35 protein-coding genes and 1 pseudogene are annotated in these 26,115 nt (G+C 56.8%); 19 read left to right on the top strand and 17 right to left on the bottom strand.

Annotated features, from left to right (window positions below; all coding sequences use genetic code 11):
- Positions 1-57 precede the first annotated feature (57 nt).
- The 5 genes from AB1805_13505 (at position 58) to AB1805_13525 (ending at position 2,858) form a co-directional block, all read left to right on the top strand.
- Positions 58-441 carry a cereblon family protein gene (locus tag AB1805_13505; GenBank protein MEW5746442.1) on the top strand — a complete coding sequence of 128 codons (384 nt, stop codon included), beginning with the start codon at positions 58-60 and terminating at the stop codon, positions 439-441.
- A gap of 301 nt (positions 442-742) precedes the next feature.
- Positions 743-1,195, top strand: a complete 453-nt coding sequence (locus AB1805_13510) for a hypothetical protein (GenBank protein MEW5746443.1) — start codon at positions 743-745, stop codon at positions 1,193-1,195.
- A 112-nt stretch (positions 1,196-1,307) separates the two neighbouring features.
- On the top strand, positions 1,308-1,640 hold the full coding sequence (locus tag AB1805_13515) for a YkgJ family cysteine cluster protein (GenBank protein MEW5746444.1): 333 nt from the start codon (positions 1,308-1,310) through the stop codon (positions 1,638-1,640).
- Between the two features lie 78 nt (positions 1,641-1,718).
- Positions 1,719-2,219: an NAD(P)H-dependent oxidoreductase gene (locus AB1805_13520; GenBank protein ID MEW5746445.1), complete on the top strand. Its 501-nt coding sequence runs from the start codon at positions 1,719-1,721 to the stop codon at positions 2,217-2,219.
- Between the two features lie 297 nt (positions 2,220-2,516).
- A complete protein-coding gene (locus AB1805_13525) occupies positions 2,517-2,858 on the top strand; it encodes a hypothetical protein (GenBank protein MEW5746446.1) in 342 nt (113 codons plus the stop codon).
- Between the two features lie 162 nt (positions 2,859-3,020).
- Here AB1805_13525 and AB1805_13530 read toward each other — a convergent pair whose 3' ends face one another.
- From AB1805_13530 to AB1805_13540, 3 genes are all read right to left on the bottom strand, one after another.
- Entirely contained in the window at positions 3,021-3,224 is a 204-nt protein-coding gene (locus AB1805_13530; GenBank protein MEW5746447.1) for a cold-shock protein, read from the bottom strand.
- A gap of 92 nt (positions 3,225-3,316) precedes the next feature.
- Positions 3,317-6,001: a UPF0182 family protein gene (locus AB1805_13535; GenBank protein ID MEW5746448.1), complete on the bottom strand. Its 2,685-nt coding sequence runs from the start codon at positions 5,999-6,001 to the stop codon at positions 3,317-3,319.
- 325 nt (positions 6,002-6,326) lie between these two features.
- Positions 6,327-6,665, bottom strand: a complete 339-nt coding sequence (locus AB1805_13540) for a hypothetical protein (protein MEW5746449.1) — start codon at positions 6,663-6,665, stop codon at positions 6,327-6,329.
- Between the two features lie 171 nt (positions 6,666-6,836).
- Here AB1805_13540 and AB1805_13545 point away from each other — a divergent pair, with 171 nt between their 5' ends.
- Entirely contained in the window at positions 6,837-7,244 is a 408-nt protein-coding gene (locus AB1805_13545; GenBank protein MEW5746450.1) for a DUF2267 domain-containing protein, read from the top strand.
- 33 nt (positions 7,245-7,277) lie between these two features.
- Positions 7,278-7,805: a hypothetical protein gene (locus tag AB1805_13550; GenBank protein MEW5746451.1), complete on the top strand. Its 528-nt coding sequence runs from the start codon at positions 7,278-7,280 to the stop codon at positions 7,803-7,805.
- A 41-nt stretch (positions 7,806-7,846) separates the two neighbouring features.
- On the opposite strand, the gene AB1805_13555 is transcribed toward AB1805_13550, so the two are convergent.
- Positions 7,847-8,185: an MTH938/NDUFAF3 family protein gene (locus AB1805_13555; GenBank protein ID MEW5746452.1), complete on the bottom strand. Its 339-nt coding sequence runs from the start codon at positions 8,183-8,185 to the stop codon at positions 7,847-7,849.
- Between the two features lie 391 nt (positions 8,186-8,576).
- Between AB1805_13555 and AB1805_13560 the strand changes: the two genes are divergently transcribed.
- The gene (locus tag AB1805_13560; protein MEW5746453.1) at positions 8,577-9,023 is read left to right on the top strand and encodes a DUF488 domain-containing protein; all 447 of its coding nucleotides are present in this window, start codon (positions 8,577-8,579) and stop codon (positions 9,021-9,023) included.
- Between the two features lie 21 nt (positions 9,024-9,044).
- On the top strand, positions 9,045-9,827 hold the full coding sequence (locus AB1805_13565) for a hypothetical protein (protein MEW5746454.1): 783 nt from the start codon (positions 9,045-9,047) through the stop codon (positions 9,825-9,827).
- 252 nt (positions 9,828-10,079) lie between these two features.
- On the opposite strand, the gene AB1805_13570 is transcribed toward AB1805_13565, so the two are convergent.
- The 4 genes from AB1805_13570 to AB1805_13585 all read right to left on the bottom strand — a co-directional run bounded on the left by AB1805_13570 (position 10,080) and on the right by AB1805_13585 (position 12,659).
- Positions 10,080-10,469 carry a HEPN domain-containing protein gene (locus AB1805_13570; GenBank protein MEW5746455.1) on the bottom strand — a complete coding sequence of 130 codons (390 nt, stop codon included), beginning with the start codon at positions 10,467-10,469 and terminating at the stop codon, positions 10,080-10,082.
- Positions 10,466-10,783, bottom strand: coding sequence for a nucleotidyltransferase domain-containing protein (locus AB1805_13575; GenBank protein ID MEW5746456.1), 318 nt, complete (start codon positions 10,781-10,783; stop codon positions 10,466-10,468). Before AB1805_13575 ends, AB1805_13570 begins: the two co-directional genes overlap by 4 nt.
- Positions 10,784-10,925: 142 nt before the next feature.
- Positions 10,926-11,750, bottom strand: coding sequence for a metallophosphoesterase (locus tag AB1805_13580; protein MEW5746457.1), 825 nt, complete (start codon positions 11,748-11,750; stop codon positions 10,926-10,928).
- Positions 11,751-11,753: 3 nt separating this feature from the next.
- Positions 11,754-12,659, bottom strand: a complete 906-nt coding sequence (locus tag AB1805_13585) for a diacylglycerol kinase family protein (protein MEW5746458.1) — start codon at positions 12,657-12,659, stop codon at positions 11,754-11,756.
- A 195-nt stretch (positions 12,660-12,854) separates the two neighbouring features.
- Between AB1805_13585 and AB1805_13590 the strand changes: the two genes are divergently transcribed.
- Positions 12,855-13,184, top strand: a complete 330-nt coding sequence (locus AB1805_13590; GenBank protein MEW5746459.1) for a nitrous oxide-stimulated promoter family protein — start codon at positions 12,855-12,857, stop codon at positions 13,182-13,184.
- A gap of 69 nt (positions 13,185-13,253) precedes the next feature.
- Here the strand turns inward: AB1805_13590 and mug are convergent, their stop codons facing one another.
- The 5 genes and pseudogenes from mug to AB1805_13615 all read right to left on the bottom strand — a co-directional run bounded on the left by mug (position 13,254) and on the right by AB1805_13615 (position 17,827).
- Positions 13,254-13,820, bottom strand: coding sequence for a G/U mismatch-specific DNA glycosylase (gene mug, locus AB1805_13595; GenBank protein MEW5746460.1), 567 nt, complete (start codon positions 13,818-13,820; stop codon positions 13,254-13,256).
- A gap of 44 nt (positions 13,821-13,864) precedes the next feature.
- Entirely contained in the window at positions 13,865-14,068 is a 204-nt protein-coding gene (locus AB1805_13600) for a DUF6765 family protein (protein ID MEW5746461.1), read from the bottom strand.
- A gap of 108 nt (positions 14,069-14,176) precedes the next feature.
- A pseudogene (locus AB1805_13605) lies at positions 14,177-14,596 on the bottom strand (type I restriction enzyme endonuclease domain-containing protein).
- 139 nt (positions 14,597-14,735) lie between these two features.
- The gene (locus tag AB1805_13610) at positions 14,736-15,758 is read right to left on the bottom strand and encodes a PDDEXK nuclease domain-containing protein (protein ID MEW5746462.1); all 1,023 of its coding nucleotides are present in this window, start codon (positions 15,756-15,758) and stop codon (positions 14,736-14,738) included.
- Positions 15,755-17,827, bottom strand: a complete 2,073-nt coding sequence (locus AB1805_13615) for a class I SAM-dependent DNA methyltransferase (protein ID MEW5746463.1) — start codon at positions 17,825-17,827, stop codon at positions 15,755-15,757. Before AB1805_13615 ends, AB1805_13610 begins: the two co-directional genes overlap by 4 nt.
- A gap of 487 nt (positions 17,828-18,314) precedes the next feature.
- On the opposite strand from AB1805_13615, the gene AB1805_13620 reads away from it, so the two are divergent.
- On the top strand, positions 18,315-19,049 hold the full coding sequence (locus AB1805_13620) for a class I SAM-dependent methyltransferase (GenBank protein ID MEW5746464.1): 735 nt from the start codon (positions 18,315-18,317) through the stop codon (positions 19,047-19,049).
- Between the two features lie 31 nt (positions 19,050-19,080).
- Here the strand turns inward: AB1805_13620 and AB1805_13625 are convergent, their stop codons facing one another.
- Entirely contained in the window at positions 19,081-19,380 is a 300-nt protein-coding gene (locus AB1805_13625; protein ID MEW5746465.1) for a hypothetical protein, read from the bottom strand.
- A 226-nt stretch (positions 19,381-19,606) separates the two neighbouring features.
- Here AB1805_13625 and AB1805_13630 point away from each other — a divergent pair, with 226 nt between their 5' ends.
- The 5 genes from AB1805_13630 to AB1805_13650 all read left to right on the top strand — a co-directional run bounded on the left by AB1805_13630 (position 19,607) and on the right by AB1805_13650 (position 21,999).
- A complete protein-coding gene (locus AB1805_13630; GenBank protein ID MEW5746466.1) occupies positions 19,607-19,939 on the top strand; it encodes a hypothetical protein in 333 nt (110 codons plus the stop codon).
- Between the two features lie 34 nt (positions 19,940-19,973).
- A complete protein-coding gene (locus tag AB1805_13635; protein MEW5746467.1) occupies positions 19,974-20,726 on the top strand; it encodes a UPF0149 family protein in 753 nt (250 codons plus the stop codon).
- A gap of 34 nt (positions 20,727-20,760) precedes the next feature.
- Positions 20,761-21,111 carry a translation initiation factor gene (locus tag AB1805_13640; protein ID MEW5746468.1) on the top strand — a complete coding sequence of 117 codons (351 nt, stop codon included), beginning with the start codon at positions 20,761-20,763 and terminating at the stop codon, positions 21,109-21,111.
- A 164-nt stretch (positions 21,112-21,275) separates the two neighbouring features.
- Positions 21,276-21,593 carry a hypothetical protein gene (locus AB1805_13645; GenBank protein ID MEW5746469.1) on the top strand — a complete coding sequence of 106 codons (318 nt, stop codon included), beginning with the start codon at positions 21,276-21,278 and terminating at the stop codon, positions 21,591-21,593.
- A gap of 73 nt (positions 21,594-21,666) precedes the next feature.
- A complete protein-coding gene (locus AB1805_13650; GenBank protein MEW5746470.1) occupies positions 21,667-21,999 on the top strand; it encodes a hypothetical protein in 333 nt (110 codons plus the stop codon).
- A 71-nt stretch (positions 22,000-22,070) separates the two neighbouring features.
- Here AB1805_13650 and AB1805_13655 read toward each other — a convergent pair whose 3' ends face one another.
- Positions 22,071-22,418: a GSU3473 family protein gene (locus AB1805_13655; protein ID MEW5746471.1), complete on the bottom strand. Its 348-nt coding sequence runs from the start codon at positions 22,416-22,418 to the stop codon at positions 22,071-22,073.
- A gap of 89 nt (positions 22,419-22,507) precedes the next feature.
- Positions 22,508-23,029 (bottom strand): hypothetical protein, encoded by a 522-nt coding sequence (locus AB1805_13660; GenBank protein MEW5746472.1) that lies wholly within the window; start codon positions 23,027-23,029, stop codon positions 22,508-22,510.
- A gap of 235 nt (positions 23,030-23,264) precedes the next feature.
- Here AB1805_13660 and AB1805_13665 point away from each other — a divergent pair, with 235 nt between their 5' ends.
- Complete coding sequence (locus AB1805_13665) at positions 23,265-23,576, top strand: hypothetical protein (protein MEW5746473.1); 312 nt, start codon at positions 23,265-23,267, stop codon at positions 23,574-23,576.
- 185 nt (positions 23,577-23,761) lie between these two features.
- Positions 23,762-25,105, top strand: a complete 1,344-nt coding sequence (locus AB1805_13670; GenBank protein MEW5746474.1) for a citrate synthase — start codon at positions 23,762-23,764, stop codon at positions 25,103-25,105.
- Between the two features lie 89 nt (positions 25,106-25,194).
- Here the strand turns inward: AB1805_13670 and AB1805_13675 are convergent, their stop codons facing one another.
- A complete protein-coding gene (locus AB1805_13675) occupies positions 25,195-25,572 on the bottom strand; it encodes a CBS domain-containing protein (protein MEW5746475.1) in 378 nt (125 codons plus the stop codon).
- Positions 25,573-25,922: 350 nt separating this feature from the next.
- On the opposite strand from AB1805_13675, the gene AB1805_13680 reads away from it, so the two are divergent.
- Positions 25,923-26,108, top strand: coding sequence for a hypothetical protein (locus AB1805_13680; protein ID MEW5746476.1), 186 nt, complete (start codon positions 25,923-25,925; stop codon positions 26,106-26,108).
- Positions 26,109-26,115 lie beyond the last annotated feature (7 nt).

Raw genomic sequence — 26,115 nt, forward strand, 5'->3', positions numbered from 1 at the left:
GTACGATGCTCTACACGAAAAAGGGAGCGGGCCCGTTTGCTGCAGTATTGCAAGTCAATGGAAATCAAATACATTGAAGCGATCGATCTGCACGAAGATGATGCCTTCGACCATCAGGAGAAAGAGCACGATATCCTCTGCAGGACCTGCGGCCACCGTATCACGACGATAGATCACATCATCGCTGTCAATGGGCAGCACCGCCACACCTTCACCAATCCCGCCGGGCATACCTTCGACTTAGGCTGCTACAGTCATGCCGACGGCTGCTACATCTATGGGGTCCCTACGGTCGAGTACACCTGGTTCCAGGGTTTCGGCTGGTGCTACGCCTTCTGCGCCCACTGCGCCACCCATCTCGGCTGGCTCTACCAATCGGACCAAGAGAGCTTCTACGGATTGATAGTAAAACGCCTGATCGAGAACATCAGGACCCACTGAGGCGTTCCTCCCCGTAGACGAGAGATATCCACCGAAATTTTCCTGCATATCCTGAGCGCCCCGGGCCGTGAAGAGACCCTCGCCCTGCTCGCCGGGCGGGGGTATACCGAAGAGGTGCGGAGAAGGGGCGGTCAAACGGTCTGCCGGCCGCCGGAGGGGCTTGATGAAAGGACGGCGAAGCGCCGTCGATCCCTCGATTTGACAGCCCCTCCCATTGGCTCTACACTTTAAAAAGAAAATGCTTGGATAAGGACCGCTCATCGTTAACCACCCCTCGCACCACTTATGAAAGGAGGGCCCCATGGCACGTCTCAGCAGAACCTCTTCAAGGAGCTCGGGAAGGGCATCGAGCAGCAGCGTTTCAGGAGGGACAGGAGGGAGGTCGCCGAAGATGTCGAGCTCGGGCGGCTCGGCCCCGAAGACGGTATCGAAGGTGACCACGGATCACGAGGAAATAAAGCAGTGGGTCGAGTCGCGCGGCGGCCACCCGGCCTCGGTGAAGCGGACGATGGCGGGCGGACCCGACATTATCCGGATCGACTTCCCGGGGTATTCGGGCAGGGAGTCGCTCGAGCCGATCTCGTGGGACGACTTCTTCCATCAGTTCGACGAACGGCACCTGGCGTTCCTCTACCAGGACAAGACCGCATCGGGAAGGCCGAGCCGTTTCAACAAGATCATCTCGGAAGATACCGCAGAAGAGGCTGCCGGGAAGCGGCGGCCCTCTCTCAAGAGATCGGGCTCGAAAAAATAGTCTCGCGGCTGTTCCTGCGGGGTCGTTTGCCCGTGCGGTACGCAGGCATGTGCACATACCTGCGTACCGCATATTTGCGCGGAGCAGCGGCAATCGGTATAATCATAAGGTTATGCCGTCGCCAAAGGTTTCCGAAAAACAGAAGCTCTGCATCTCCTGCCGCAAGTGCTGCGAAGCGGTCGGCATCTATATCGATCCGGAGAACTATATAGAGACGAAAAGAGAGCTCGCCCGCTTCTACCGCGCCCGCGGCTTCCATGTCACGACCGAGGACGGCCTCCTGTATCTCACCATCGATTTCCCCTGCCCGAACCTGACCAAGCGCGGCTGCGCGATCTACGAGAGGCGGCCGCGCATCTGCAAGACCTACTCGGGGCTCGACGACTTCAGAGAGCACTGCCTCTGGTCCAAGCTCCCGGAGCACCGGAACAAGAAAAATAAGTAAGCCCCGCCTCCCTCCATCCCTGGCATTCTCCCCGTGATATGCTATGATTACTTACAAGAACGCTTTCGGAGGTCCGGCATGCAGGTGCTCGTTCTCTACTACACGAAGGGCGGCTCTACCAGGAAGCTCGCCGAGGCAGTGGCAAAGGGCGTCGAGGCGGCGGGAGTTAAAGCCGTGCTGAAATCGACGCAGGAGGTCTCGAAGGAAGATTTTCTCGCCTCCGCAGGGGTCATCGCAGGCTCGCCCGTCTATTTCGGCGTCATGGCAGCGGACCTCAAGCGGGTCTTCGACGAATTCATCGGCACGCGGCGCCAGATGGAGAACAAGGTCGGCGCCGCCTTCGCCACCGGCGGTCACCACACCGGCGGCAAGGAGACGACGCTCCTGTCGATCATCCAGTGCATGCTGATCTACGGCATGATCATCGCCGGCGACCCCATGAGCGCCTCGGGACACTACGGCGTCGCCTGCGTGGGCGCTCCCACCGAAGAGGCGAAGGACGACGGCCACAAGCTCGGATACCGTGTCGCCGAAGTCTGCAAGGCTGTCGAGGGCAGACTGAAGCTGACGAAGCCGTAGTTGCGCACCGCCTTCCGTTTACGGTATACGGTCGGGGCGCTCTGGGCGCCCCTTCCCCTTGCTTCTTGCATAATCTCCCCGAAGTGGTATGGTTTAGGTAGTACCGGGAGCCCCGGGCTTCTCCATTACCGGAACCATTCTTTCCCTCTCTGTTCACGCCGGCCTGCCAGGCCGAGCTATCAGGATAAATGCCCTCCGCAGTATCCCGATAGTCTCATTCAGTGGTGCAGGCCGTGGTGCAGGCCGTGATGCGGGCCGTGGCGCAGGGAAAACGGGAAGACGACAAAGGAGCGTGTCATGACCATGATAAAGCGTATAGCGCTCAAAGCAACAGCGATCACCGCCGTACTCTTAACGGTGCTGCTCGCAGGACTGCCCGTCGCGGCAGATGCCGAAGAAGTGACTATAGAAGAGGTGAACGAGATGCGTGCCGGCGCCGGTCTCGAGCCGCTCGCGGGCGAGCTCTCGACCGACATCCCGCTGCTGCTTTCGGAGTGCGAAAAGGGCATCGAGGCGTCCTGCGTGCTGCTGCAGGCGCTTATCGACACCTATGCCCCCGATCATCCCCCGGTCACTCCCGGACCGGACGGAGAGGCGCCGGCAACCCGGGGCGGCTCAGAGAATGAAGTAACGCTCTGAGATACGTCTTGCAGCGTCCGAGGGAAACCGGGGCACAAGAATAGCTGCGCAAAAGCCCGGCTGCTGTTACCGGGATGCGGAAGTGAGAGAGGCTACGCTTGCCGGGCCGGAATAATGCGGTGATCCACGGCTGGCCGGGGAGAGCTCGCTGCCCCGTCCCGACTACTTCAGTTTCGTCACCCTGACTGCCTTGGGGCCTTTGGGCCCTTTCTCGACATCGAAGGAGACCTTATCGCCCTCGGCAAGAGATTTGAACCCATTACCCTGGATTTCAGAATGGTGCACGAAGACATCCTGCCCGTCCTCGCTGGTAATGAAGCCGAAGCCCTTCGAATCATTGAACCACTTCACTGTTCCTTTCGGCATCTGCGTCGTCTCCTTAATGATTGGTATACCTAAATTTTAGCAGGCCCCTGCGGGTTGTCAACCGGAGTTTCCCCGTTCTTTTCACAGTCTCGTCACTTCGCCATTCTTCTGAGCACCTGCCCCAGCTGCCGCAGGCTCTCGCCGTACCCGGCCCAGTCGCCCTGCCGCATGAGCTCCTGCGCCCTCTCGTACAGCCGCATCGCCTCCTTGGCGAGCTCGGCAGCGGAGCCGACGGCGCTCTCGGCCGTCTTCTCCTTTGCCCGGGGAGCCCTCACTCCGCTGAAAAGCCGCTGGAGGCCGAGCTCGAGGTTCTCCTCCATGACCACGTTGTTCTCATAGGCGAGGATGACCCGCCGCAGTTCGGGTAATCCCTTGTCCGCGGCAGCCAGGTAGAGCGGCTGCACATAGAGAAGCGATCCCTCGACGGGGATGACGAGGAGGCTTCCGCGGATGACCTGGGAGCCGCGCTGGCCCCATAGGGTCAACTGCTGCGAAATATACGAGTCCTGGTCGATACGGGCATCGATCTGCTTCGGTCCGAAGACGAGCCGATCTCTCGGGAACGTATAGACGATCAGCTTCCCGTAGTCGGGTCCGTCGCAGCGCGCTGCGAGCCAGGCGGCGAGATTGTCTCTCTTGGAGGGAGTATAGGGGAGCAGGAGTATATACTCCTCCCTCTTCTCCCCGGGGAGCTTCATTATGGTGTAGTAGGGATCTATGGAGACATCGCCGTAGGCAGGCAGCTCCCAGAGGTCTTCCTTGTTGTAGAAGACCTTCGGGTCGGTCATGTGGTAGGCCGAGTACATCTGCGCCTGCACCTGGAGAAAGCCTTTCGGGTACCGTATATGCCTGCGCAGGTCGTCCGGCATCTGCTCGAGCGGTTTGAAAAGCCCGGGGAAGGCGGCGCGGTAGACCTTGAGCACTACATCCTCCGGGTCGCTTATGTAAAAATCGACGGAGCCGTTATAGGCGTCCACAACGACCTTGACCGAATTCCTGATGTAATTGTACTGGGCGTTCTTACCCAGCGGTCTCGAATAGGGGACCCTGTTCGAATAGGTGTAGGCATCGATAATCCAGAACAGCCTGCCGTCGTCGGCAACAACGATGTAGGGGTCCTTGTCGTACAAAAGGAACGGCGCGGCGGTGCGTATCCTCTCCGCGATATTCCTGTTATACAGTATCTTGCTTTCAGGAGTAATGTCGGAAGAGAGGACGAGCTTCGCCGTCTGAAATTTTATTGCGAACAACGCCTTTCTGAAAAACGAGGACAGGCCGACCCCACCCTTGCCCTCATACGATGTCGAGACGTTGCCTTCCGAGGTAGGATAGTTGAATTCCGGCACCTTTGTCTTTACCAGGACGTAGTCGCTCGAAAGCTCGCCGTAGTAGATTTCCGGCCGTGTCACCTTCAGGTCCGCCGAAGAGACCGGGGGGATGTCCTTGACGAGGAACTCGGGAAGCCCCTCTCTCGATATTCTGCTGACAGGGCCCATGGCGATACCGAAGCCGTGGGTGAAGACCATCTTCTCGTTGATCCACGATCTGCTCGGCAGGTCCTCATAGGAGAGCTCGCGCGGGGAGAGCATCACCTGCATATATTCGCCGTTGATGGTATAACGATCATTATCCACATCGGTAAACTTATAGTACGTGCGTATCTGCTGGAGCTGGCTGTAGGTCCTGAGAAGGGGAGCGTCGTCCCACAGCCTGATATTCCTGATGGTCGCGTTGTTTCGCTCGATATCGCCGGAGGTGAGATTGTAGGAGACATCGAAGGGCCTGACCTCTATCCCCTCGAGGCCATAGCCGAACCGGGTGAACTTTATATGGCGCTCTATGAACTCTCGTTCGAGCGCAAGCTCGTTCGGAGTGACCTTCAGATTCTGGAGCAGCGCGGGGTAGGCCACCAGCCCGGCCAGATACGCCACGCCGGTAAGGAGCAGCGGGAACACCGCTGCCTTCCATGATCCCCTGACGACCCCGGCGGCAAACAGGATGCCGCTGAGCGCGGCAAGCACGACGAGCACCCGCAGGGCAAGGAGCTTGGCATTCACATCCGTATACCCTGCGCCGGTAATGACCTGGTGCGATGAGAACAGGAGATTGAACTGGTCGATATAAAAGCCGGCGGCTATCGCAAGAATAAGCATCCCCGCAAGGATACCGAGATGCTTTCTCGCTCCCGGGTTGATCGTGATCCCCGCCTGCTTCGGCAGTATGCCGCCCCTGATGAAGTAACCGGCCGCTGTGAGGAGCAGTGCGACAAACAGGAGAAAACCGGTAAACCCTCTCACTGCCTCGAGCAGCGGAAGCTCGAAGAGATAGAACCCGATGTCCCTGCCGAAGACAGGGTCGGCTGCTCCCACCGCCACACGGTTCTGAAAGGCCAGGACCTCGTCCCAGAGGGAAACGCCCCAGGAGGCGCCGATGAACGCGGCGGCGGCGCCCGAGAGCACGGTCAGGGGCTTGCGCCACCTGCTCATGCGCTCTATATCGAGGGTGGTCCCCGTGTGATCGAGGACGAGCAGCTGGAGCGGGGATATCCGCATTCTGTTCGCGATGACGATATTCCCCAGAACAACGGCGAGCGCGAAGGCAGCGCCTGCAAGGCCGAGGGCCGCTTTGGTCGAGAGGATCGTGGTGAAGACGCCGGCATAGTTGAGCTCGGTGAAGAAGAGCCACTCGGCATAGAGGTCGATTATAGCCACGTTTCCCGTTATCGCGAGGAAGACCGCGAGCACGAGCAGCCAGACAACTATTCTGTTCTTTTGCATCTCCTGCTGTCTCCTTAGTACGTCAGTACGTCGTTACCTTATTCTCGTCGAAATGCCGGGTATGTCCGAACGTGATCGTCAGCCACGGCGCGCGTACACTGCCGGACTCTCCTGTTATCCACAGGCTATCTTACCACAACAAACCTGCGGGCTTCCCGCTCAGATGCGGAGAGGAACAGGAAGCGCGCTCCCCGGCACGGCGGGCGATTCATTGGTGGAAGAGGTCATGAGAAGAGAGGCGGGGATATATGAGAGAGGTGCGTCTTGGCGAAGGCGCATTCGGACAAGAGCGGCCGGCGGCGGCCGCTCCTTTGCCGTGCAGCGGTCAGTTCAGGCTCTCGTCGAAGAGCTCTGCGCGGATATGCTCCGCCTCCTCGCGCGCCAGGACAGCGGCTTCAGTGAAGGGCAGCCCTCTCTTGATATGTTCGGCCAGCAGATCGAACTCGAGCTCGCCGCTCAAGATGCCGTCATCCATGATATCGACATGCTCTTCGATATCCCTGATCTCGGCCCTGGTGAGCTCGCGGCCACGCTCTTCCGTTACGGTCTCGACCGCAGCGGCAACCGCCTCAAGATAGAGCTCCCGGTTCTCGGGGTCCTGCAGCTGCTCGAGACGCCGGTATCTATTATAGGTGTCGATTGAGCAATCGGTTATATTCTTCATTCTTTTCTCCATACCTTATTATACCATTTGAGCAATGTTCCCTTTCGGGCCGCATGATACGGGCTGTTACGATCGGAGGGAGGATCATGCGGCCCCCCTCCCTGGTAGACCTGCCGCTGAAAGTGGGCTACGATTTAGAGAGAGGCGAACGCGGCCACAAGGAGGGACAGCATGGAATACCGAGAGTTTGTTCAGCAGGTGCAGAGCCGGGCCGGCATCACCACCTTCGAACAGGCGGAGTATGCGGTCATCACGTCGCTCGAGATGCTCGGCAAAAGGATGGGAAGGGACGCGGCAGCGCATATCGCGCAGCAGCTCCCGCCGGAGCTCGCCAGTTATATCATAAGCACTGAGGAGCCCGATCTGGATATCCATGATCTCAATGAGCTGCTCGCGCGCGTGGGCAAAAAGGAGCGCGCGGGCTACGAGGCGGTGGAGTCGCATGTCCGGGCAGTCATCCCGGTGCTCGTGGACGCGGTAACGCCGGCTGCGATGCAGAGGGCGATCGCGGGACTGCCGCGGGAGATGCGCATCCCCTTCGAAAAGGAGCTCGCCGCAGAGGCGCAGATCCCCCTTTGACGATCAGGAGCCCCCAACACGACAGGAGGAACTATGAAGGTATCGGTCTGCAGTGCTGCACTCTGGGTAGCGCTGTTCATAGCGGTTGCGTCGCCGGCCCGGGGCCAGGAAAGCGAAACATACACGATTATCCCCCAGCCGGGAGGAATGCGGGTCTGCGTCGGCGCCTGGATACCCCCGACCGATATCGCGCAGACCGGCGTCTGCGAAGGACAGCTCCTGGACCTCTCTCAATTCGCCGAGATCTCCGCGCGCCAGACGGTCGAACAGCTCGATCAGGTTGCCGCCATCCTCACCGCGATCGATCAGAAGCTCGCGGCGAACAATGAACTGATGAACCGGCTCATCAAAACGACCGCTGCCGCCCAGGCCCCTCCCGGACAGCAGACCAGGGGGGGCGATGAAGCGCTGAACGAGGCGATAGACAGGAGGTTTGCAGCCCTCCCCGAGGAGCTCTTGAACAACGAGCGGTTCAGGGAAGAGCTCGCACGGATGAAAAAAGATATCCTCGAGGAGGTCGAGAAGCGACTCTCCCCCAAAAAAGAGCCCGCGAGGAAATGATCCGGAAGTGAGTAAACGCTGTTGCGGGCGCGGGGCCGCAGCTAGCAGGTGAGGTGGAGCGCGGCTGCCTTCTTTGCGACATTCAGGATATTGTATATCCCCACCGCTTCGGGCGTATTCTTCACGACGACCCGGATGCCCTCTATGGCGAGCTCCTGGACAAGATCGTCCGGTGCTTCCATGACACCGGAAAAGCCTCTGCCGATCACGAGGACCTCGGGCTTCTCCTTGAGAACCTCTCCGAGGTCCTCCATCCTGAGGAGATGCCCCTCTCTCCTCCACCAGGGCGAAAAGACCCGTTCGGGGAAGATGATCACGTCCTTCGTATACGTATTCCCCCCGATGACGATCTTTCCGAATGAGTAGTGGTCGATGCGCATTTGTCTACAGATTAGAGAAACCGGGAAGAGATGTCAAGGGGAGGTTGCGCTGATACGCCGTCTGTGACAGAATAGAGGCGCGACGATGGAACTGCATATCTTCACCGCACAGATCGGGAAGTATAAGGGGCCTGATGCCGTAGACGTCACGGTCAAGACCGGCGACCGCACCTTCTCCCCTTTGGGCTAAGATTTGTTTTTCTAACTAGCAGACCACATTCCTTACTGGGTAAGTTTTGACGCGAAGTTTACTTTTTGACACACTTGCATTAGGAGCACCTATATATATCAGCGACATACGGGCTCATCATAGTTGGCACACAAAATGCTTTTCAGTCTCCTGAAAAGTTGTAATAATTAAGCTATATTGGTATTTGCAGAGGAGGGCGGCATGACTCGACAATCTATTTTTACCATTGGATATGAAGGTAAAAACGTCGATGATTTCATCAACAGGCTAAAAAGGTACAATATTACAACGTTAATCGACGTAAGAGAAATTCCCTCAAGCAGAAAGCCGGGATTCTCAAAAGGCAGGCTCTCTGAAAACCTTAAATCAGCAAATATAAGTTATATTCATATGAAAGAGCTAGGGAGTCCCAGAGAATTAAGAGAAAAGCTGCATGAGGATAACGACTATAGCTCCTTCTTTGAGGGATATGGAAAATATTTAGATACGCAGCTTGGAAGTGTAAAATACCTTCATGATGAAGTTTTATCAAACGGGGTCAGTTGCATTATGTGCATGGAAAGGGATCCTCTTCATTGTCATAGAAAGATTGTTGCAGAAAAAATTAAAGAGGTCAATGGCAATGGACTTACTATCACACATATCTGATCCTAATAGTAATAAGGCTTAGTGGAAATCAAGCGCGTTTTAGTAACGGTCAAAGCTTATCCCAACCCGAGTAAGAAGTATTCAGAAACTGTCTGCATAGCAGGGATAGACCTTCACGACAAAAAGTGGATTAGGCTCTATCCAGTCCCTTTCAGAGATCTTGAGGACAGCCAAAAGTTTAAGAAGTACAGTATCATAGAGGTAAGAGCCTCGAAAGCTAGAGCTGATAGTAGGCCCGAAAGCTACAAGATAGATTCTGATAGCATTGCTGTAGTCGAGCAGTTAGATACGAAAAATAACTGGGAGAGGAGAAAGCAAATTCTTCTACCATCTCTCTCAAAGTCCCTTTGCGAGATATACAGAGATAATGAGCGCTCTGGAAAGTCCTTAGGAATGTTTAAGCCTCACAAGATTAGTTTTACCACACAAAAAATAAAGATAGAAGACTCCTCAAAAAGAGAAGAATGTTACAACCAGCGAAGCCTATTTAGGAAAGATAAATGTGTTATAGAAGCAGTTCCTTTCGAGTTCCGATATCAATTTTCTTGTTTTGCTGAGCCAGATTGTCCGGGTCATGATCTCCTAATAATCGATTGGGAAATAAATCAAGCTTTCCGCTCTTGGAGATACAAGTACAAACAGGAAACTGTTCTGCTACAGAAAATAGAGGAAAGATGGTTGAATGATTTATGCTCAGACAAAAAGGATACTTATTTTATAGTTGGGAATATGGCGCGATTCAGAAAGAACTTTATGCTTCTCGGAGTTTTCTATCCTGGGCTAAGTTCACGAAATAAATATTGACGCTGCAGGCCTCCTACAACTCCAGAGAAAAAGAAGGGATTACGGTTATCATCGAGGGGGAGCGGCAGAGCTGAGGCTCTGCGCGTATCCCCTCGCTCGGCAATGCGACGCGAACCCTGAGCGAGCAGCGGCGCTGTCTTATTTACAGTTCTATTAGAGAGCAGGCCGTTTGGCAACCCCGAAGGTGCTCGAACCGTGTCGCGGAATGAGGGGGGGGATCCTCGAGGCATGGATGGAATGCAAGGGGAGAGTTCAGGCTGCTCTTTTGACCATATCCAGGAATTCTCTAGCATTTCCAAGCGCACTGCCCGCATCGGCAATCGTTACCTCGGCAAACTCTCTATAATCACCCTCCTGCCGGGCATCAAAGGTATCGTGCAGCATTCTTGAATAACGCTTGTCTATCCTTCCGGCCCTCACGAGCTCCTTATCGAATAACGAAATCATACCACTATGCTTAGAGGTTTTCGTGTCTATGCCGGCTTTCAGGAAAAGCGCCAATAACGCATAGAACATCGAATAATATGCCCGGTTGACAACAGTCCTGGCGCTGAAGCCGCCCTCTATCATCCTCTCGGCTTCCTGTAAGGTCTCTTCCGCCTGTCTCAGGCGGTACTGAAAGAGCGCCTCTCTTTCCGTCATACGCGAACTCCCTCCCCTGTAATGCTCTTGACAAGAGGAGATGCCCGTAAGGGAGAGCTTTCTATTTCGTCCCGCGTAAAGATAAGCGGCGAGATATAGATGGCATTCTCGAAGCCTACCTCCCAGACGATATCCCGGATCTTCTGCTTCAGTTCTCTATCGATGCTCTCCACTTCGATAAACACGTCCATATCGGAATATTCGTCCGCATCGCCGCGCGACCGCGATCCGAATACCCTGAAGTCGATCAAGCCGACGACTTCGGATAAACGATCTTTCAGACTCCTTGCTATTTCATAATCCTGCGCATTCATGCGCGGTCCCCTCTCCATTATAGTCTGTCCCGGCCTTCCTTATCAGAACATCCGAAGCAAGACTGAACAGAAGTACTTTACCGGGAGGGCCGGTCAAGATTCAAGGCCCGCGCCCTTATAAACGGAAGGCGTCTTCCCTCCTTTACGAAACCCGGGATATCTCTGCGGGTTCCCACTCCTCTGCTCCGCGCAGGAAGCGTTCGGTCCGTGCCAGGACAAAGGTGAGAGTCTCTCTATCGAGCTCGTAGCGCTCTACGCTGAGGCGGGGGTAGTCGACGACGATGATATTGAAGGAGTTCGGTTCGATGCGGAGGCGGGTCGAGAGGGGGGTCCCGGCCTGGACGATCAGCGGCTTCCGGTACCGGAGCCGGTACGCGGTGTTCCTGTACTCGGCAAGGGTGCTGTGCAGGTGGCCCGAGAGGAGCAGGTCCACGCCGGCCTTCCCGAACCACTCGAGGGCTGTGCGGGCGCGGCCGATGTAGTGTCCCCGGTATCCCTCGGGGAGATTGAAGGGGTGGTGCGCGACGACTATCTTCACGACATGCTGCGGCACGGTCGAGAAGAAGTCGCGGATCGCCTCGAGCTGCCGCACATTGATTCGCCCCTCCTTCCACTTCAGCCGGCGCACGGAGTTGACTCCCATGACCGCAAGCTCGTCATCCCTGTAGTGCGGATTGAGCTCTTCCGAAATATGCCGCCGGTACCTCCCGAACGGGTTCAGGAGGCGGGTCCAGAAGGCATACAGGGGGATATCGTGGTTGCCGGGAATGACGAGGACCGGATGAGGCAGGAGAGAGAAGAGCTCTTTCGCCTGCCTGAACTGGGAGGTCTTCGCCCGCTGGGTCAGGTCGCCCGAGACCACGATCAGATGAGGCATGCGCGCCTGTATTATTTCGACGAGGGGGTCGATCAAGGAGGGCTGGCTCCTGCCGAAATGCAGATCGGAAAGATGGACGATGGTGCGCATGCGTTATCTCTTCACGATGACCTTCAGCGCGCGCGGCTGGGCCCTGAAATGGAGCGGGGTCTCGAGGCTGACCAGCTCTCCGTCCAGTGCCGTCTCGAGGCGCTTTCTGTCGCTATCGATCCAGAATTCCTGCGCGCGGTACGCATCGAAATCCGGTTCTCCCGCCCCTCTTCTCAAATTGCCCAGAAGCGCACGGAAGAGCAGACCGACCAGTCCGCGCCTCGTCGTCCGGCGCGAGAGATAGAGGCTGAGGACGCCCTGATCCACCCTCTTCCTGATCCCGATCCGGAGGCCGGAGATTTCATACTCGTTGTTGCCGACGAAGATGATGTTGGTCGTCATCTCGATATCTTTTCCTTCCACGCTCAGGCGTACGCGCAGCCGGGCAGGCGCTTTGACCATCACGGCAAGAGCAGCGGGGATAAGCGCCATCCATTTGGAGAGCCCTTTTTTCTGCATCCGCTCGCGAAACGTGATGAGCTGCGGATAGACGCCGATGCTCGCATTGTTTATGAAGCCCTTGTCGTTTACTCTGCCTGCATCCACGGCAACCGTATGCCCTTCCGTTATGGTCGCCGCGGCTTCTCCGATATCGAGGGGGAGGTTGAGGTCTTTGGCGAAATGGTTGAGCGTGCCGGTGGGCAGAATGCCGAGCGCCGCTTCCGAGCCGGCCAGGGTATCGGCGACCTTGCTGACGGTGCCGTCTCCTCCTGCAGCGACAATGACCGGAAAGCCCAATCCTATCGCCTCTTTGGCCGCCTGCTTGAGATCTGCTCCGGACCGGGCCGGCCAGATCTTCGGCTCGACGCCGAGAGCGGCGAAGGCCTCTTCGATCTCCCGGAGTTGGGGACCGGCATCCGCTTTTCCGGCAGCAACATTGACTAAAACCGCGACCTTCCTGGTGTCCATCGGGGCTGTCCTGAACAGAATTGGGAACGGAGGCTTCCGATGAACAAGTGTAGCAGTATTTGGGGGTGAATACTACCGCTTTTTAAGCCCTGCTGCCCCGAAAAACAGGCGGTTTGACATAGGTCAATGTCTTTCTCCGGCTGTTCAGAGTACACTATGTTCATGAAAAGCCACAGCCCGGGCCACAATCGAAGAATGACGAGAGAGCGCAAGACCGTAAGCGCCATGATCGGCATCTACTGCCGGGACATCCACGCCGGGAGCGGAAACGCGTTATGTCCCCACTGCAGCGAGCTGTGGATATATGCGAAGGAGCGGCTCGACCGCTGCCCGTTCCAGGGGAGCAAGACAACGTGCGCAAACTGCGCCGTGCACTGCTACAGACCCAGCATGCGCGAAAAGATCAGGGAGGTAATGCGCTATGCCGGCCCCCGCATGACCTATCGCCACCCCCTCCTCGCCCTGTTCCACTTCATCGACGGCTTCCGGAAGAGCGCAAGCCGGCCCCGTTCGCCTGCTTCGTAACGCGGGACAACTCTGAGAGCCCTAAACAAAATGACGCAGCTTGGAGTCGTCCGCTCCATCGCTCTTCCCTCACGCCTGTTCGTCCTTTTCAGCAGCGACCCGGAGCTCCCGGAACATCCGTGCGAGCGCAGCAGGCGTGAAATGGGCATTGATGCCGCTCGGATTCGGCAGCACCCATACCACTGCCCCGCCGAACCGCTCGCGCTGCCTGCCCGGCGCCGCCTTCGGCTGCCTGAACGCCTTGCGGTAGGCATCGATCCCCAAAACAGCGACGAACTTTGGTTTATATTTTTCGACCTTCTTCTTCAGCCGCGCCGCGCCTTCGATCAGCTCTTCTTTCGACACTTCATCAGCCCTCGCCGTGGCCCGGTCCACGAGGTTCGTAATCCCGCAGCCGCGCTGCAGCAGCTCCCGCTCTTCATAGGGCGAAAGCAGCCGGTCGGTAAACCCCGCCGCGAACAGCGCAGGCCAGAACCGGTTGCCGGGCCGTCCGAAGTGGTGCCCTATCGCCGCCGTATACAATCCCGGATTGATACCGACGAGCAGCACCTTCAGCCCGGGCGCGATCACATCGGGCACCGTCTTGCCGGCAGCCGCAAGGATCTCCTCTTTGGTCGGTTTGCGATAGGACTTCATTCGATGGACCTGACAGCGATCTCTGACTATAGTATAGCCCGTTCTCAATCACCACGTATCCAGCTTCGCGACTTCCATCCTGCTGAAGATGGGATCGAGGAGCTCGCGCGCCCAGCATCGATCGCATACGAGGTGTCGTTATCATCCGTATACTGGCTTGCATAGGCGATTTTGTATGCCTCATCCCTCTTGAAACCGGCCCTTAGAGCAATAAGGAACGTGATGTAATAGTGGTACTCGATGTCCATCTCTTCCCCCCACGTGCAAAGATTAAAACAATTACGGTTTTCCCCTCATAAAATGCTTTGCTGGAATATGAGGTCACGATTCAAGCCGTCTGACCCCGTTCCTTCTTTTTATGCCGCCCACTTCTGCCCTTTGGTTGCATAATCGAGCATTACATCGAAAACCCTGTCACACGTTTGTTTGAACAATGCCCGATCATAGCTTTCAGGGAGCTTTTCATTTAAAACTTCCTCGACTGCTGAACGGACAGTTATTTTCGTCTGAGAGTCCTTATACCAATCCTGCACCAGCACCTTCGGCTGCTCCTCCAGCAGGCGATGCAATAATGCTTTTGCAGCGAGTTTGACTCTCTGGGTTTCTTCCTGTGTCATTTTCTCTTTCTTGATCAGATCGAAGAGTTCCAGCTCATCCTCGGTCAAGCCTTCCCGTATATGCCGTTCCTCTTCCGCCTGCATATCTTTCGTGAACTTGACTAGCTCTTCAAAGTAATTCTCTGTCGATGAGCCGCCTGCGTTATAGGTATCGATGAGAGGTCCAGACTGAAAGGCCTTATATTTAGCGACCGTAAAAATGTGACACCTTCCTCGCGATACTGTTCGGCCATAGGGCCAACGTATCCAACAGTTACCCTGTCACATACATCCTTAAGCTTGACAGTTTGCCACTCGCTCATTCAATCCCCGCCTTCCCCTCCCTCTGCTCCATAAACAACCGCCGTTCCCGCTCGATCTCCGCCCGCAGTTCATCCTCAGTCGGCAGCACGAGCCGGTATTTCGAGGCGAACAACTGCCTGCTCTCTTCCAGTACGCTGTACTTTACGATGGTCTCGTCCTTCTCGGTGCAGAGAATGATGCCGATGGTGGGATTGTCGTCTGCCCCCTTGATGCGGTCCTCGAACAGACGCACGTACATGTCCATCTGGCCGATGTCCTGGTGGGTGAGGTCGTCTATTTTCAGGTCGATCAGCACGAAGCATTTGAGAATGAAGTTATAAAAGACGAGGTCGATGAAGAAATGCTTTGTTTCGGTGCTGATCCGGTATTGCCTGCCGACAAAGGAAAAGCCCTTTCCCAATTCCAGCAGGAAGTGTTGGAGATTATCGATGATAGCTGATTCTATCTGCTGCTCCGAGGTGGAGGGATGCTCAGGCAACTGGAGGAACTCAAGGACATACGGGTCTTTGATAAAGTCTCGCGGCATCTGCTTCTCAAAAGCGCTTTCCCGGGCAATTGCCGCCCTCTTGTCCGGCGAGGATAAAAGCCGCTCATACCAAAGAGTGTTTATATTCCGCTCCAACTGGCGGACGCTCCAGTTCTGCTGCGACGCCTCGGTGATGTAGTAGTCTCTTGCTTTCTCGTTGTCTACCCGCATGATGAGGCGCAGATGGGACCATGATAATTGGCTACACGCTGTGTAGCTTTTTTCAAAATCGGGGAACGATAGATAAAACTGCCTGAAATTCTTGAGGTTAGCTACTGAAAAGCCTTTGCCGAATTCCTTTGAAAGCTGCTTCGATAGGTCCAGGATCAGGCCTTTACCGTATTCAGCCCGCAATGCGCCATGTTGTTCTTCCTTTACAATCCTTTTCCCGATAAGCCAGTATGCTTCCACCATGGCGAAGTTGACCGATGCGTAGGCCTTCTGCCGGGCTTTGCGTATAATGTCGAAGATATCTTTGGTGATGGTGTTCATGCATCCCCTGCGATCTGCCGGATATTGTGGGCGATCACTTTTTCCAGCGTCCGCGCTTCGTCATTCAACCGCGTGAGTTCGTCATTCATGGCAAGCAGCTCCTCGATGAACTCCTCCTCCGTCTTTCCATCCTCCTCGATCACTACGCCGACATAACGACCCGGATTGAGCGAGTAATCCTGCTCTTTGACGTCTTCCGGCGTCGCCAGCTTGCAAAGGCCGGTTACGTCTTCGTATTCGGCCTTCGGGAAGCGCTCGTGCAGCCAGTGAATATGCTTGTAGCAGCTCTCGGCATTTTTCACCTCGGTATGCAGCGTTTCGAGCGCGGTCTTCAGGGCTTTGGTCTTTCTGTCGATTGCCGCACGCTTGCCATTGGATTTCGCCTCTTCGGCCTGCGCCTTTTCATGGCTCCGGATAATTTTGTCGAGCCGCTTCAGGCCTTCATGCAGCGCAACGAAAAAGGGATCAAAAGCCTCGCGCAATTGATGCTGGGCTTTGTTTTTCTTTTCAATAGCTGCCTCTTTACCGTATTTCCCCCAATACTGGGTATACCTGGTCTGCAATGTTTTCAGGCCGGACCACTGCTTTACCAGCTCGGCTACCGCTTGTTTGCCTTCCTTATCATCCAGCACTTCCAACAGTTGCTCGGAAACAGGCTCCACCTGAGCCTTGTTTTCAATCAGCCGCTCCATTCCCTGCTGAAAATAGCGGTCGATCAGCTGCACGAACTTTGGCCGGTTTCCTTTACGCAGATGGCTGATAACGGCAATGTTCTGGATCTGCTCTTCGGAAAATTCGCGGTGGGCGCGGTCGATCTGGGTGAAGATATTGCGGGCGTCGATAAACAGGATGTTTTTATCCTTTTTGCCTTTGTCGAAAAACCAGAGAGTAGCCGGTAACGTGACCGTATAGAACATATTGGACGGCAGCGTCAGCATGCCGTAGATAAGATTTTCCTCAATAAGCTTTTTTCTGATATCGGCCTCTGAGTGGCGCGCATCCGATGCGGAGTTGGCCATAACCAATGCCGCACGACCTTTTGGCTTTAATGAGGTAGCAAACAGGTTGATCCAGAGATAATTGGCATTGGGCACGGTTTCTTTTCCCTGCTCGCTTTTCTTCACCTTGCTCTTGTTGCGCGGGATACCGTAAGTGTTAAAGCGTTTGTCCTTCTCGACCGTGCTGAGGCTCACATCATCCACGTTGAACGGCGGATTAGCCAGGACATAATCAAATTTGCCGAAGCTGCCGTAGGGGTCTTCGTAGTAAGTATTCGCCTGCCGGATATCGCCGCGCAAACCGTTGACGGCGAGGTTCATCTTCGCCAGCTTTACCGTCTCAAGGGTCTTCTCCTGGCCGTAGACATAGATATCTCCTTTATTCCCGTTGGACAACTCATGACGATGCTGCTCTATGAAATGTGCGGATTGCACGAACATGCCGCCTGAGCCGCAAGCAGGATCGTACACCATACCGCGGTGGGGTTCGATAATCTCCACCATTAATCGCACGACCGAGCGCGGCGTAAAAAACTCGCCGCCGCCCTGACCCTCAGCCATAGCAAAGTTGCCGAGAAAATATTCATAGATCTGTCCGAACATATCACCCGTCGCATCTTCGGGGATATCGGCAAAGTTTTTAAGAAGTTGTTTTGGAATGGTTTTGTCGGTGCGGGTGAGTCTGAAGTATTCATCCTGAGGGAGAACACCCCGAAGTTCCGGTTTGTCTTTCTCTATCGCCTTCATGGCATCTTTAATTTCTTTGGCGATATCCCTTTCCTCGGGAAGTTTGAGCAGGTAGTCATAGCGTGCATTGTCCGGCAAATAGAATCCGCACTTTTCGATAGCGATGTCGGACAGGGATCTTTCCCGGCGTGTTCCTTTAAGCTTTAAATATTCAGCAAGAATAGCTTTTTCATGCTGTCGATATTTATTGTCGGCGAACTTAAGGAAGATCAGCCCCATAACTGGCGTGGAATATTCGCTGGATTTCAGATCAGAGTTGGCGCGGAGCGTGTCGGCGCTGCGCCAGAGGTCGTCTTCCAGTTGTTTCAGTTTTTCATGGGGCATGCTTCACTCGTGGCAAATTAATAAATGATTGACACAAAGGGCACATATCCCTTGATCTCTCTGTGACTCGAATGTATGCAAGATGCCCCTCACCAATGCAAGTGACTTAAGCCAGTCTATTATGCACAAAGCGGGGGTAAATTTTACAGTAGTTACAGAGGGAATCGGCCTGTAACAGCTTTAAAATCTAATTTTGCTGACACTGTCCGCAATTGTCCAGACAGCGTCTGGAATATCTGTAAGGAAGACCATAGACTCGAGGCCATACCATCTCATGTACCTTCTTCTCGCTTATAAGAAAGCCCCCTTGCAGCGGTGAAGGGCGCCTCCTCTTGACTCTCTTCCAAAAGTATTTACACTTGTAGGTAAGCAACGGCAGAGGGCCGTCCGGCTCTGCTGCGCCTTCCTCGTTAACGACACACGCCGCACAACGGGAGATACCGCTATCCATAAGCCCCTCTCGCCTCCCCATGCCCCTTTTGTACCGATGCCGCACAGGATCGTCGGCGGGCTGCTCGATGCCGCGGGCGTACACGAAGACGATCTGCTCTACGATCTCGGCTGCGGCGACGGCCGCGTGGTGATCAGGGCAGCGCAGGAGCGCGGCTGCCGCGCTGTCGGCATCGACAGTAACCCCGAGCGGATCAAGGAGTGCAATGAAAATGCACAAAAGGCAGGAGTGAGCAGCCGCGTGCGCTTCATTCGGGGAGACCTCTTCGAGGCGGAGATCGGCGAGGCGACGGTGGTGGTGCTCTACCTGCTCTCGCTGATCAATGTGAAGCTGCGGCCCCGGCTGTTCGAGACCCTGAGGCCCGGGACCAGGGTCATCTCGTACGAGTTCGATATGGGAGGCTGGCAGCCCGACCAGGAGCACGAGGTAGAAGGCTACCCCGTGTATGTCTGGTCGATTCCCGCCGGGGTGGCAGGGGCGTGGGAATGCTCGGTCGGCGTGGGCTGCATGCAGGAGCGCTCTACGCTGAAGCTCGAGCAGCAGTTCCAGCATGTATTCGGCGCGCTCCATTCGGGATCGACAGCAGCGCCGCTGACCGGCACTGTCGTCGAGGGGACGCTCCTTCAGCTCACGGCGCACGACCAGCGAGCGCTCCTCACCGGTCCGATCCGCTTCAGCGGCAGGGTTGAGGGCGACGCGATCCGGGGCGCCATGGCTCCCGAGCGGGCGCTGAACAAGGCGGTCCCGTGGTCGGCGAAGCGCCTGCGCTGACCCTTCTCATGCCGGAACGAACGGGCACCGGTTACGCTGCGGGGATGTTCGCTACGTCCGTGACGATCCAGGTCCTGCCGCGCAGCTCCTCCCGCTCCCGTATACGCACTGCAGCCCCGGTGAAGGTCTTCTCGTCCGCGACTCCCCTCGTCCGTGCATCGGCGAGGGTGATGGACTTCACCTCGATAGTGTACGTCGGGGACCCGCCGAAGACGCGATCGCTCACCGGGATGCGCTGGATATTTCCCAGCTCGAGAGCGACCACATCATAGCCGAGCTGATCGTAGTAGCTGATGATCGTCTCCCGCGCCTCGCGCGCCGTGGGGCTCACCGTGCTCCGGAGATGGCCGAGAGGGCGATCGCAGCGGCAAGGAGCGCTGCAGCCAGGGCGAGCGGTCCGGCACGCGCCGTTCTTATGGCGGTCATCTTCCTCATACTAAAAGTATAGTGGAAGGGTACATAGCACGCTACCGCTGCCGGTGAGCGCTCCAGGAGCCTTGAAAGTGAAAAGCCCCGTTGCGTAATATACGAAAAAGCACGTTGCAAAGGAGCCGGTCATGTCGGAGTTGATCAACAGGATACGCTATGTTCATTATATGGCCCGTATGCTCGAAGGCCAGCAGGACGATCCGCTCTGCGGAAAATGCAAGGCCCTGGTGAACACGGTCATACGGGTAGAAGAGGGTCTTGCGGAGCTCGAGAGCAGCCGCGCCGGGGAGATCAAGGCTCTGCCCGGGGACCTGCGCCACCTCCTCGCCGAGGCGCGGAGCAGGATAGCGGTAATGAAACGCCCTGAAAACGCAGTGGGCCAGAAGAAGGCGGGCAACTGCGCCATGCCCGAAGGCGTCTGCTTCATAAAGATATCGAAGGCAGTAGTCGATAAGATATAAAAGCACCAAATCTATCGGCGATCAAGGAATACGAATGCCCGCTCATACACTGCCGTCCGGTCCCGATGACCAGGAGCTCGAGAGGCTCCTCAAACGGTCGGGAGCTAAAATCAGCCTCGCCGCAATCTACGGACTCTTCTACGGCTGTCTCGCCGCACCCCGCCCGGTGGCGCCCTCGATGTACCTGCCGGTCATCTTCGGTAAGGAGCCGGTTCCCTCTGAACCGTCCGGCGCAGGAGGAGCTCCCGGGTCGAAGAGCCCGGGGAACAGCGGCGCCACGGTAATGGAAGGGCTCAGCAGCCTCTGGAACCGCCTTGCGCGGTGGAAGCCCTCGTCCGCGCCGATCATCCTCCCTGAATCGCACTATTCCGACGATACGGCAGGGCTGCTCCAGCGGGCGGCGGATGCAGCGGCGCTCATCGAGTACTTCATGGAAGGGATCGCCCTCGGCGGCACGCGGGATGAGGACCTCTCGGAGGTCCCGCTCGAGGCCCTCGACATACTCGGCCGGGTGAGGACGCACCTGGAGGAATACCGCGATGCCCTCAAGCGCGGCAATGAAGAGCTGGGGATGTCGCCGCAAGAGACCCGGGGGCTCCTCGAACAGGTCGAGGCAGCCATCGCCGACTCTATCGCGTGCGTCTCCCTGGGACTGCTCGAAGCGCGGCGGCAGGGGATGCAGACTTTTACCGCGCTCGCGCGGGCCTGTCGGAGGGGAGGCCACGCCGACTTCTGCGACTGCGGCAGCGGCAGGAAGTACAACCGCTGCTGCGGCCTGACACATTAGTCCCCGTCCCTTCTGTCTGTGCTAGAATTGAGCTATGTCCGGTAACCGATCACGCCTCGTCTATTCCACCGAAAAGCCCGTGCCCCGCAAGGCCCGCGCCGCTGAGCCCGCGGCAAAGCCGCCGCACGAAGCGCTGCCACCGTCTCACCAGAAGATCACGGTCCGTCTCGAGCGCAAGGGCCGCGGCGGCAAGGCGGTGAGCATTATCGAAGGGCTCAGTCTCTCTTCGAGAGACCGCGAGGCCTTCCTGAAGCAGCTCAAGGCAAAGCTCGGCGCCGGCGGCACTCTCAAAGAGGAGGCGATCGAGATCCAGGGAGACCACCGCGACGCCCTCATAGCCCACCTCGACGCCCTGGGCTACCGGCCGAAACGCTCCGGCGGCTGAGGAGCTCCTCATCTCTCTCCTCTTTCACTGCTTTGCAATGCGCGGGGGCCTTTTTCGCAGAATTGCAAACACATTTAAAATATTATCCTTTATTTCCAGTCTGTTCTGTTCTGGCACGGCTTATGCATTTCTATAAGCAAGAACGGCGGAAGGAGGAAGGGACCATGAAGACAAGGACAGCAAAAAGAGGAATTTATATCGGAGCGGCAGCAGGGCTGCTCGCATTTGCGCTCGGCGGGCTTCTGCACGGCGCCTTCATAGGCGGTGTTTTAGGATTGAATATCGCGGGGAGCCTCTTCGGACTCCCGCTCACCTCAGCCATCATGCCCCGCCTCATCGTCGGCGCCATGATGGTGCTCGGCATCGTGATTTCAGGCGTCCTTCTGGTGACCGGCGGGTCGCTGCTGGGATGCGTAGCCGGTGCGGCCCTCGAGAGCCTGCTCCACCGGGGGCCCGCGGAAACGGCAACGCAGGCGAAGTAACCATCCAGGGTATGATGAACGGATAAGCACTAATCCATTACACTATATATCGATACGGTAAAGGAGGAATACCATGAAAGCAAGAAAAGAGATAGTGAGAAGGGGAACCAAGATCGGCGCAGCCATCGGCGGCATCATCTTCGTGATCTTCGGGCTGCTTCCGGGCGTATACTTCGGCAGCTACGGCTCGCTGATGGTCATCAAGCACCTGACCGGCAGCGTCGAGCCCTCGGCCATCGTGAGGATCGTGACCGCGGTAGGCATCCTGCTCGGCGTCTTCTGCATCGGAGCGGTCAGTGTGGTGGTCGGCTCTATTCTGGGTACGGTGAGCGGCTATCTCTACGAGGCGGTCGCAGGGCCCAAAGAGGCGAAAGAGGGCGCCGAGGCAAAGGCCAAGGCCCACTGATTCGCTGTTACCATAACTCCCGCTGAAAGGGCCGCTTCTTCCGGAAGCGGCCTTTTTAGCGAGGCTTGCCTTTAGAGGATTCCCCGCCGTTCCAGGCCCTCGTAGCTGCTGCGCCGGACACGGAGCGGCGAGCACCCGATGACCGCCCATCCGTCAGTGCGGTAGAACATCTTGATCTGCGCCTGCCATATAAGCTCATCCAGTCGCTGCTTGTCCACGAGACCGGAAGTATCGTCATGATAGACCACCCGTATCTTCCGGGCGCCTTTTACACTATGCAGCGGGCAGGAGCGGTACTTTCCGGTGAGGCAGTAGTCTAGGCGCTCCACAATGCTCGGCACATGTGCCTCGTGCGCAGCGCAGATTCCGTATGGTTCATAGCAGAACAGCGGACAGCCCTTGTCCTCGATTCTTTGCATTGCCTTCCCCTTCATCTCTGCCCCCTCTGCGACACGTTGATATATCTGTTTTCGAAGGAAAAAGCAAAAACTTTACCTCGGCGGAGACGCTACAGCCTCCGGTAGGTCATGGTGTGGTTGCTGTGGAGCTCCCTGAGCACCAGGACAACGCCGTCCTCGAGCACGCCCCGCTCGGGCGCTGCCATGATAGTGTCGAAGAGCATGCTGCTCTCGATAACCTTGACGCCGAGGATAGGTTTATCGACCGCCACCTCTGCCTGCTCGAAGACCACGACCGGGGTGATGGGGGTATCGAGGCCGATCCTCTCCCGCAGCGTGCTCTTGAGCCAGAAGGTATCTTTCAACGTTTTCTTGATCGATTCGGAACGGGGCTTCCTGTTGATGCAGAGATGGGCGCCGTCGTACGTGGCGGTCCCCCGTTCGGAGGAGACATTGATGAGGAACAGGCCCTGGCTCCTGCTGAAGACGATATGGCTGACCTCGCTGTCGTTGTAGAGGACCGTGCTGAAGAGCAGATAGTCGCCGGGCAGCCTGCTCAACTGGTGGGAGGCCGTCTCCCTCGGCTCCCTGCTCTTCCCGAAGACATCGAGAACTTTTTTAACCAGTCCCATCCGGTCTCCTCTCCTCTTTTCTCCTCTCTTATTATCGGGATGACGGGAGCGCACCTTTATTCTACCGTATGCAGGGGAAAACTGTAGTACTCTATACACTCCGGTCGGTTTTGTCAAATACCGAGGCCCTCGAAAGCACCGGCATCAAAAAGCGGTTCCCGTGATTGCGGTCACAGCGGCCACCGGCCTGCCGGGAGTATCATGGAGCCAATTCGGAAGAAAAGAGGGGGAATTCATGGAGACAATGAAGACTCACCGGGGAATGCTGTATGCAGTGCTGTCGATAAGCATGCTTTTTACGGGGCTCCTCTGCCTGGTGCAGCCTGTCGGGACCGCTCCCCTCGACGGGCTCCTGTTTTCGGGCTATCCGCTCTGCCTGAGCGGCCAGATCAATCTCATGTGGAGCGTAGTGGCCCGCTCGGTCGGCACGGTCGAGCCGCTCGGCACGCTCGTAAAGAGCGTGAAGTTCTGGAACATGCCCTCCCCGCCGCAGCCGGGCAGGTATAACACCTACGATGCGCGGCTCCTGGAGTCCGCTGCAGGGTAGACGACATCCGCGAGGGCTGCTGCCGCGCTATCCGGCATCAGCCCTCTCTTTTACCCCCCTGCCGGGGCGTTCACCCGGCGGATAACCCATTCCTCGAAAATCCCAGTAGTCTAACGCATGCCTTATCCTTTATAATTATTGGTCTTGAGAATCGCGTCTAAAAAATACGGCAGGGGTAAACGTCTATGGACAATGTGCTGAAGAAGGTCGAGACCCTGGCATTGCAGCATGACCGGCTCGACCCTAAAATGGTCAAGGAGAAGAACATCAAGCTGGGCCTGAGAAACGAAGACGGCACCGGCGTGTTCGTGGGGATAACCAGCAAAGGGCAGGTGATCGGCTATGAAAAGATCATCAGCGCCGACGGCACCGAACGGGTCAACCCCATCCCGGGCAAGCTGTACTATTGCGGCTACGATGTCGAGGATCTGGTAGCAGGCAAAGAGGCGGAGGGGCGGCTGGGCTTCGAAGAGACCGTTTACCTTCTCCTGACCGGCGAGCTTCCTGCAGAGGGCGACCTGAAGAGCTTCTCGCGGGAGCTCGGAAAACGCCGGGCGCTGCCGAAAGAGGTAAAGGACATGATCCTCAGCCGGCCGCAGCACGAAGACCAGATGGGCTCGCTCCACACTATCGTGTCGGCAATGCACCTCTTCGATAGAAATCCGAACTCGACGGATATAAAAGACGTCACCCGTCAGTGCATCGACCTGATCGCGAAGTTTCCGACCATCATCGCGTACAACTACCAGAGAAACCTGATGAAGAAGAAGGATATGAAACGGCTGATCGAGCCCGACCCGGATCTCGGCATCGCCGAGAACTTCCTCTATATGCTCTCCGGCAAGACGCCCGACCGGGTCACCGCAGAGCTCTTCGACACGATGCTGATCTTCCATGCCGAGCACGGCGGCGGCAACAACTCGACCTTCTCGACCCGCTGCGTCTCTTCTTCAGGCGCGAACACCTACATGGCGATCTGCGCGGGCATCGGCTCGCTCTCGGGCCACCTCCACGGCGGCGCCAACGAAGCGGTCGTCAAGATGATGAGCGAGATCAAGAAGCAGGTCAAGGACTGCGAAAAAGAGGGCGAGGTCTGCTCCTGTCTCGAAGCGATCCTCGACAAGAGGGCAGGAGACGGCTCCGGAAAGATTTTCGGCCTGGGCCATGCGGTCTACACTGTTTCGGACCCCCGGGCCGTGTACCTCGAGAAGAAGGCCGAAGAGCTCGCGAAGATGGCCGGAAGAGAGCGGGAGTTCGCGCTCTACAAAAAGATCGCCCATCTGGCGCCGAAGCTCGTGAAGGAGAGGAAAGGCAAGGTGGTCTGCACCAACGTCGACTTCTATTCCGGCTTCGTCTACCAGTGCATGGGCATCCCCAAGGCGCTCTTCACCCCGATCTTCGCCATGGCGCGAGTCGCCGGCTGGTCGGCGCACCGCATCGAAGAGATCATTCAGGGGAGGATTATCAGACCGTCGTATGTGTCGTCCCTGAAAAACAGACCCAAGTACGTGCCGATGGCGAGGCGATAGGGTTTCTCGGTGCTCAACAAAAGGGGGCCGCGATCGAGACGCGGCCCCCTTTTGTGCTCTCCATTCCCTGCTCCTGGGGCAGCAGCAGGCTACAGCCCGATGACATCGCGGATCGAGAGCATGCCCAGGACATTGCCGTTCTCCATGACCGGCATGTGCCTGATGTTGTTCCGGACCATCAGGCCCATCACGTCTCCCACATTGTCCTCGCGGCCTGCGGAGATCAGGGTGGCGGTCATGACGTCCCTCAGCGGGATATCCTTGAACTTCTTTCCGTCCTTCGAAATGTAGGACCTGACCACATCCCGCTCCGTGAAGATCCCGACGGTTTTGCCGCTCTCGGTCACCAGGACCCCGCTGATCTTCTCTTCGTGCATCAGCCGGATCGCATCCTCCACGGACTTGCCGCCGTCGATCGTGATGATCCTCTTGTTCTTCTTCGTCTCCAAAAGGCTCCCTACTTTCATGACGCGCTTCCTCCCTTTTCGTCTGCCGGAACGGTATCCCTCGTTACGGTTCCGGGCTTGAGGATTCCCTCCTCGGGAGAGAGGTCCCCTCTCTCCGCCGCTGCAGCTCTCCCACTGCCCACGGGCCGAAAAAGCATCCTGCTTTCTCCCTTACTATCATGAAAATTACCACAGAACAAGAGGCAGATCAAATTAATTAATCAAATCTTTCCATAGGTGGCGTTTATATACACTGTCTCCCGCCGTCCGCCGCTCCTTATGGTACAGTATAGATATACGAACAGTCCGGGTGCTGCGGCCGGTTAGGCTGGTTATCGGTAAGGAGGTCGGCGATAAGGAACCCTTACGGCATGAGCAAGAGCGAGATCGAGGAGTTTATCGGCGCGGTGGATTCGGTCCTTTCGTGCAGAGGAAAGGCGTGCCTGCTGGATGCGGTCAGGGAGTATGCGGAAAAGAACGGCTATCCCTCGGATGAAAGGGGAAGCTATCAGCTCAAGGAAATATACGAAAACCACAAAGCCCTGCATCGGCAGTAGCACGGTG

It is taken from the genome of Nitrospirota bacterium, from assembly GCA_040752355.1.
Taxonomy (GTDB): domain Bacteria; phylum Nitrospirota; class Thermodesulfovibrionia; order Thermodesulfovibrionales; family Dissulfurispiraceae; genus JBFMCP01.

Coding starts and splice junctions, on each gene's coding strand:
- AB1805_13570 (MEW5746455.1), bottom strand. CDS start 10,469: ATGACGGAAAGAGAGGCGCTCTTTCAGTACCGCCTGAGACAGGCGGAA.
- mug (MEW5746460.1), bottom strand. CDS start 13,820: ATGAAGTCCTATCGCAAACCGACCAAAGAGGAGATCCTTGCGGCTGCC.
- AB1805_13640 (MEW5746468.1), top strand. CDS start 20,761: ATGTCCGGTAACCGATCACGCCTCGTCTATTCCACCGAAAAGCCCGTG.
- AB1805_13510 (MEW5746443.1), top strand. CDS start 743: ATGGCACGTCTCAGCAGAACCTCTTCAAGGAGCTCGGGAAGGGCATCG.
- AB1805_13535 (MEW5746448.1), bottom strand. CDS start 6,001: ATGCAAAAGAACAGAATAGTTGTCTGGCTGCTCGTGCTCGCGGTCTTC.
- AB1805_13525 (MEW5746446.1), top strand. CDS start 2,517: ATGACCATGATAAAGCGTATAGCGCTCAAAGCAACAGCGATCACCGCC.
- AB1805_13635 (MEW5746467.1), top strand. CDS start 19,974: ATGCCCGCTCATACACTGCCGTCCGGTCCCGATGACCAGGAGCTCGAG.
- AB1805_13655 (MEW5746471.1), bottom strand. CDS start 22,418: ATGCAAAGAATCGAGGACAAGGGCTGTCCGCTGTTCTGCTATGAACCA.
- AB1805_13600 (MEW5746461.1), bottom strand. CDS start 14,068: ATGGACATCGAGTACCACTATTACATCACGTTCCTTATTGCTCTAAGG.
- AB1805_13660 (MEW5746472.1), bottom strand. CDS start 23,029: ATGGGACTGGTTAAAAAAGTTCTCGATGTCTTCGGGAAGAGCAGGGAG.
- AB1805_13545 (MEW5746450.1), top strand. CDS start 6,837: ATGGAATACCGAGAGTTTGTTCAGCAGGTGCAGAGCCGGGCCGGCATC.
- AB1805_13520 (MEW5746445.1), top strand. CDS start 1,719: ATGCAGGTGCTCGTTCTCTACTACACGAAGGGCGGCTCTACCAGGAAG.
- AB1805_13630 (MEW5746466.1), top strand. CDS start 19,607: ATGTCGGAGTTGATCAACAGGATACGCTATGTTCATTATATGGCCCGT.
- AB1805_13550 (MEW5746451.1), top strand. CDS start 7,278: ATGAAGGTATCGGTCTGCAGTGCTGCACTCTGGGTAGCGCTGTTCATA.
- AB1805_13650 (MEW5746470.1), top strand. CDS start 21,667: ATGAAAGCAAGAAAAGAGATAGTGAGAAGGGGAACCAAGATCGGCGCA.
- AB1805_13585 (MEW5746458.1), bottom strand. CDS start 12,659: ATGGACACCAGGAAGGTCGCGGTTTTAGTCAATGTTGCTGCCGGAAAA.
- AB1805_13560 (MEW5746453.1), top strand. CDS start 8,577: ATGACTCGACAATCTATTTTTACCATTGGATATGAAGGTAAAAACGTC.
- AB1805_13540 (MEW5746449.1), bottom strand. CDS start 6,665: ATGAAGAATATAACCGATTGCTCAATCGACACCTATAATAGATACCGG.
- AB1805_13580 (MEW5746457.1), bottom strand. CDS start 11,750: ATGCGCACCATCGTCCATCTTTCCGATCTGCATTTCGGCAGGAGCCAG.
- AB1805_13530 (MEW5746447.1), bottom strand. CDS start 3,224: ATGCCGAAAGGAACAGTGAAGTGGTTCAATGATTCGAAGGGCTTCGGC.
- AB1805_13620 (MEW5746464.1), top strand. CDS start 18,315: ATGCCGCACAGGATCGTCGGCGGGCTGCTCGATGCCGCGGGCGTACAC.
- AB1805_13555 (MEW5746452.1), bottom strand. CDS start 8,185: ATGCGCATCGACCACTACTCATTCGGAAAGATCGTCATCGGGGGGAAT.
- AB1805_13665 (MEW5746473.1), top strand. CDS start 23,265: ATGGAGACAATGAAGACTCACCGGGGAATGCTGTATGCAGTGCTGTCG.
- AB1805_13670 (MEW5746474.1), top strand. CDS start 23,762: ATGGACAATGTGCTGAAGAAGGTCGAGACCCTGGCATTGCAGCATGAC.
- AB1805_13675 (MEW5746475.1), bottom strand. CDS start 25,572: ATGAAAGTAGGGAGCCTTTTGGAGACGAAGAAGAACAAGAGGATCATC.
- AB1805_13575 (MEW5746456.1), bottom strand. CDS start 10,783: ATGAATGCGCAGGATTATGAAATAGCAAGGAGTCTGAAAGATCGTTTA.
- AB1805_13505 (MEW5746442.1), top strand. CDS start 58: ATGGAAATCAAATACATTGAAGCGATCGATCTGCACGAAGATGATGCC.
- AB1805_13515 (MEW5746444.1), top strand. CDS start 1,308: ATGCCGTCGCCAAAGGTTTCCGAAAAACAGAAGCTCTGCATCTCCTGC.
- AB1805_13610 (MEW5746462.1), bottom strand. CDS start 15,758: ATGAACACCATCACCAAAGATATCTTCGACATTATACGCAAAGCCCGG.
- AB1805_13615 (MEW5746463.1), bottom strand. CDS start 17,827: ATGCCCCATGAAAAACTGAAACAACTGGAAGACGACCTCTGGCGCAGC.
- AB1805_13680 (MEW5746476.1), top strand. CDS start 25,923: ATGAGCAAGAGCGAGATCGAGGAGTTTATCGGCGCGGTGGATTCGGTC.
- AB1805_13645 (MEW5746469.1), top strand. CDS start 21,276: ATGAAGACAAGGACAGCAAAAAGAGGAATTTATATCGGAGCGGCAGCA.
- AB1805_13590 (MEW5746459.1), top strand. CDS start 12,855: ATGACGAGAGAGCGCAAGACCGTAAGCGCCATGATCGGCATCTACTGC.